The sequence below is a fragment of the Dietzia sp. SLG310A2-38A2 genome (assembly GCF_014145095.1).
Classification (GTDB): Bacteria; Actinomycetota; Actinomycetes; order Mycobacteriales; family Mycobacteriaceae; genus Dietzia.
In genome coordinates this window covers 1-4222 of record NZ_JAALDX010000402.1, presented here as the reverse complement: position 1 = coordinate 4222, position 4222 = coordinate 1, and the positions used below count along the sequence as shown (strand labels likewise).

Here is a 4222-nt window from a genome sequence, read left to right as displayed (position 1 = left end):
CCGTTCGGCGACGGCGGACGGCGTGGAGTCGGCGCGGAACCCCCCGGGGGTCAGCGACTCCTCCACTCCCCCGGCGGACAAGGCTCCCAGCACGGCCAGGACCAGCGCCGCGGCGAGCGGCCAGCCTCTCGCCAGGACCGACCGTCGGCGGTGAGCGCGCGGCGTCGTCCGGGGTTCGGCTCTGTGGCTCATGGGGCTCCTCATTCAGTCGTCCCCCTCATTCGTTCCTGATCCCGAGGCGGATGGGCGACGAGCGGCGGGACGGTGAGGAGGGGCGGTCGGTGAGGATTCGTTCGCCCGACCCATCCGCCCCGGAGAAGGAGCCGAACCACCCGGACAGCCCATCGGAAGGACTTCTCGTGAACCATCCCCTCATCGAACGCCTCGCCGCCGACGAACGGGTCCAGATCTTCTCGTCCCTCCAGGACGCCGGTCAGAGCCCCTACTACCGGACTATGAACTCGAGCTCCGGTGCCACGAGCAACGTCGAGGGTGTGGACCGGATCATGCTCGGCTCCAACAACTACCTCGGTCTGGCCCGTCACCCCGAGGTCATCGAGGCCACCACCGAGGCGGTCCGGCGATTCGGGTCCGCGAGCACCGGGAGTCGCCTGCTCAACGGGACGATGTCACTGCACGAGGAGCTGGAGGCGGAGATCGCGGACTGGTTCGGCACCGAGGACGCACTGTGTTTCTCGACCGGGTACCAGACCAACCTCGGCACCCTCGGCGCCCTCGTCGGTGAACGGGACGCGGTCGTCATCGACGAGTTCGCCCACGCCTCACTCCGCGACGGCCTGCGCATGGCGCGGACCTCCGTCCACCCGTTCCGCCACAACGACCTGGGAGCACTCGAGGACGCCCTGATCACGGCCCGCCGCGGATCACCGGAGCAGATCCTCGTCGTCGTCGACTCTCTCTACTCGATGGAGGGCAGCCTCGCGCCCCTGTCCGGCGTCGCGGAACTCGCCCGATCGTTCGGGGCCGCGCTCATGGTCGACGAGGCCCACGCGATGGGTCTGTTCGGTCCGACCCGGAGGGGCTGGGTCGAGGAGACCGGGACGGTGGACGACGTGGACGTGACCATGGCGTCGTTCTCCAAGTGCTCGGCCTCCTGCGGTGGGTTCATCACCGGCAGCTCCGACCTGGTGACCGGGCTCCGGGTCACGGCGCGGCCGATGATCTTCAGCACGTCCTCGGTCCCCGCCGCGACCGCCTCCTCCCTCGCCTCGATCCGGATCATGCGGACCGACGAGGGAGCGGCGCGCACCGAGGCGGTGCGCCGGAACTCGATCCTGCTGCGAGCCGAGCTGGGGGCCAAGGGGATCGAGTGCACATCCGGCCTCACCGGTGACGACTGGTCGCCCATCGTGCCCGTCCCCGTGGGCGACGACCTCCGCGCGGTGCACGTGTGGAACCTGCTGCTCGAGCGGGGGGTCTACACCGGTGTCGCGGTCCATCCGGCGGTCCCTGCGACCGGTGCGATCCTCCGTCTGTGCGTGACGGCAGACCACACGGAGGAGCAGTTGGTCGAGGCCGCCAACGCGATCGCCGACATCCTCGGCGTCACCCGGGAACTCTCCGCTCTATGAGGGTGGTGCTGACCGGGGCGTCCGGTGATTTCGGCACGGCGCTCCTGCGCGGTCTGATCCTGCGCGAGGAGGTCGACCACGTGGTCGCCCTGGCGCGGTCGCCGTTGCGGGTGCGGGACCCGAAGATCGAGCAGCGGACCATCGATATCACCTCCGACGACCTCGACGAGGTCTTCGCGGGCGCGGACGCGGTGATCCACTGTGCCTTCATGGTCGAGGAGCCGCGCGACAAGGAGTCGGCGCGGGTCGTCAACGTCGACGGCTCGCGACGGGTCCTCTGGGCTGCCGATTCCGCCGGCGCCCGGGTGTGCGTGATGACCTCGAGCATCAACGCCTACGGCCCCCGCGGTGGCCCCGAGGTCATCGACGAGACCGCACCGATCGGCGCCGGTGAGGAGCATTACTACTTCCACCACAAGGCGCTCGTGGAGGAGGACATCCGCCGGTGGCGGCGAGGGTCCGACGGCCGCATGGCGATGGCGGTCCTGCGCCCGACCTACGTGGTGGGGCCCGACATGTCCAACTCCGGACTGGAGACCATGCGTTCGCGCGTCGTCCTGCACCCGAGCCCCGGACGGTCCTTCTTCCAGTTCCTGCACCAGGACGACCTCGTCGACGCCTATCTGCGGGTACTCCTCGCCGGGGTCGACGGCGAGTTCAACCTCGGGCCCGAGGGCGCCCTCAGCGTCTCCCAGCTGTGCCGACTCAACCGGTCGGTGTGCGTCCCCGTGCCGCTCCGCGCCGCCCGACGTCTGGCCGACCTCGGGTTCCGGATGCGCCTGCTGCCCTACTCCTCCCACTGGGTGACCTGCGGAGAGCCGGTCACCACGTCACGACGACTCAGGGACGCCACCGGGTGGACGCCGCGGTACGACTGCACCGAGGCCGCCCGCCTGATGCTCGCCGGCTGATCCCGACCCGATGCCGCAGCCACCCGTCCGTGTATCGGAAGGGCCCCACGTACCGAAAGGACCCCATGCTCCTCACCTCAGAGAACCAGACCCTCGACTCCTACGCCCCCGGGCTACGTGAGCGCCTGTACGACCACGGACTCCTCGCCAACGAGGGCGCCCGGAGCACCGCCGTGGCCGAGTGGTCCGACACCGGCGGGACCCGTCTCATCGTCCCGACCGCACTGGGTGGTGCAGGGGCGAGCGCGATCGACGCGGTGCGGTTCCAGACCGCCATCGGCGCGGTCGCCCCCTCCCTCGCGGCCGCGACCACGATGCACCACCTGTCGTGCGCGACCCTCTTCGAGGCCGCCGAGGACGCCTCGCAGGACGAGCGCGACCTCATCAGGGCGCTGGTCGAGGGCGGCACCGTGATGGCCTCCGGCTTCTCCGAGGGCTCCCCCGGGGGATCGGTGTTCCGCCCGACCATGACCGCCCGCCGGGACGGTGACGACTACCTCCTCTCCGGCCGCAAGGCCCCCTGCAGCCTCTCGAGGTCCATGAGCCTCCTGGTGGCGAGCGCCCTCGTGGACGATTCCGAGCGGGCCGTCGTCCTGGTCTTCGACGGGGCCGAGGGGCTGCGTCGGGAGGAGTTCTGGAAGAGCCCCGTCCTCGCGGCGGCCGAGAGCGACGCGCTGATCCTCGACGACGTCCGGGTCGAGGCCGACATGGTCTTCCTCACCTCCGAGAACGATCCCGACGATGTCCACGAGATGACCGGCTACCTGTGGTTCGGGCTGCTCATCAGCGCCTGCTATCTCGGGGTGGCCACGCGTATGGTCGAGCGGCTCACCGATCGCGATCGACTCGATCCGAAACTGTTCGCCTCGGCTCTCGCCGAGGTCGAGACCATGCGGACCGCTCTGCACGCCGTGGCTCGCGAGTTCGACGAGGGTGCCCGCGGTGGCGACGTCTCGGCCCGCCTCGCGCTGGTCCGGTGGTCGATGCGTGACGCTCTGGTGAGGGTGCAGTCAATGGTCCGCGAGGCCGTCGGAGGGTTCGCCTATATGCAGGACCCGGAGCTCGCCTACGCCTTCGAGGCCGTCCAGGTGTTCGGTTACCACCCGCCGTCGCGCCGGGACACCGCCGACAGGCTGGTGCAGTGGGCGCGCGGGGAGGACTTCCGCTACGTCTGACCCGGACTCGGCCGGGGCCGGGGAGCGACCACCGAGGGACCGATCGCCGGGGATGACCGCTCTCGGAGGAGTGGTCGTCACCTGAAGTCCCGGCTACGGCCGATCGCCATGCCCAGGTGGAGGCGTTCGATCTTGTCCGCCACCACGCTCACCGCGCCCGAGCGGTTCTCCACGGTGCCGCGGACGATGAGCGCCGGGGCCGAGGAGACGATCGGGCGGTAGCGCGCCCACAGTCCCACCGAGCACACGACGTTGGTCATGCCCGTCTCGTCCTCGAGACTGAGGAAGGTCACGCCCTCGGCGGTGGCGGGCCGCTGCCGGTGGGTGACCGCACCGGCGACCTCCACCCGGCTGCCATCGGGGACGTGGGCGAGCCCGGCGGTGGTGCACACCCCCCGGGAGTCGAGCCACGGCCGGGCGTGAACCGTCGGGTACTCCTCGGGACTGATCCCGGTGGCGGCCAGGTCCGCGGAGGTGAGTTCCAGGACGCTCATCCCCGGCAGCGCCGGGGCGTCGACCTGGCTCAGCCCGGGCAACATCCCGG

5 protein-coding genes are annotated in these 4222 nt (G+C 70.6%); 3 read left to right on the top strand and 2 right to left on the bottom strand.

The window, feature by feature from the left end:
• Nucleotides 1-192 (bottom strand): hypothetical protein (locus G6027_RS13825; protein ID WP_182637671.1); only part of this gene is annotated, 192 nt, incomplete at its 3' end.
• A 167-nt stretch (nt 193-359) separates the two neighbouring features.
• On the opposite strand from G6027_RS13825, the gene G6027_RS13820 reads away from it, so the two are divergent.
• The 3 genes from G6027_RS13820 to G6027_RS13810 all read left to right on the top strand — a co-directional run bounded on the left by G6027_RS13820 (nt 360) and on the right by G6027_RS13810 (nt 3678).
• Nucleotides 360-1592 (top strand): pyridoxal phosphate-dependent aminotransferase family protein, encoded by a 1233-nt coding sequence (locus tag G6027_RS13820; RefSeq protein ID WP_346995741.1) that lies wholly within the window; start codon nt 360-362, stop codon nt 1590-1592.
• The gene (locus tag G6027_RS13815) at nt 1589-2503 is read left to right on the top strand and encodes an NAD-dependent epimerase/dehydratase family protein (RefSeq protein ID WP_182637669.1); all 915 of its coding nucleotides are present in this window, start codon (nt 1589-1591) and stop codon (nt 2501-2503) included. The genes G6027_RS13820 and G6027_RS13815 overlap by 4 nt, the downstream gene beginning before the upstream one ends.
• 65 nt (nt 2504-2568) lie before the next feature.
• Nucleotides 2569-3678: an acyl-CoA dehydrogenase family protein gene (locus tag G6027_RS13810; RefSeq protein ID WP_182637668.1), complete on the top strand. Its 1110-nt coding sequence runs from the start codon at nt 2569-2571 to the stop codon at nt 3676-3678.
• 77 nt (nt 3679-3755) lie between these two features.
• Here the strand turns inward: G6027_RS13810 and G6027_RS13805 are convergent.
• Nucleotides 3756-4222: OB-fold nucleic acid binding domain-containing protein (locus G6027_RS13805; RefSeq protein WP_241727128.1), on the bottom strand; the 467-nt coding region annotated here is incomplete at its 5' end.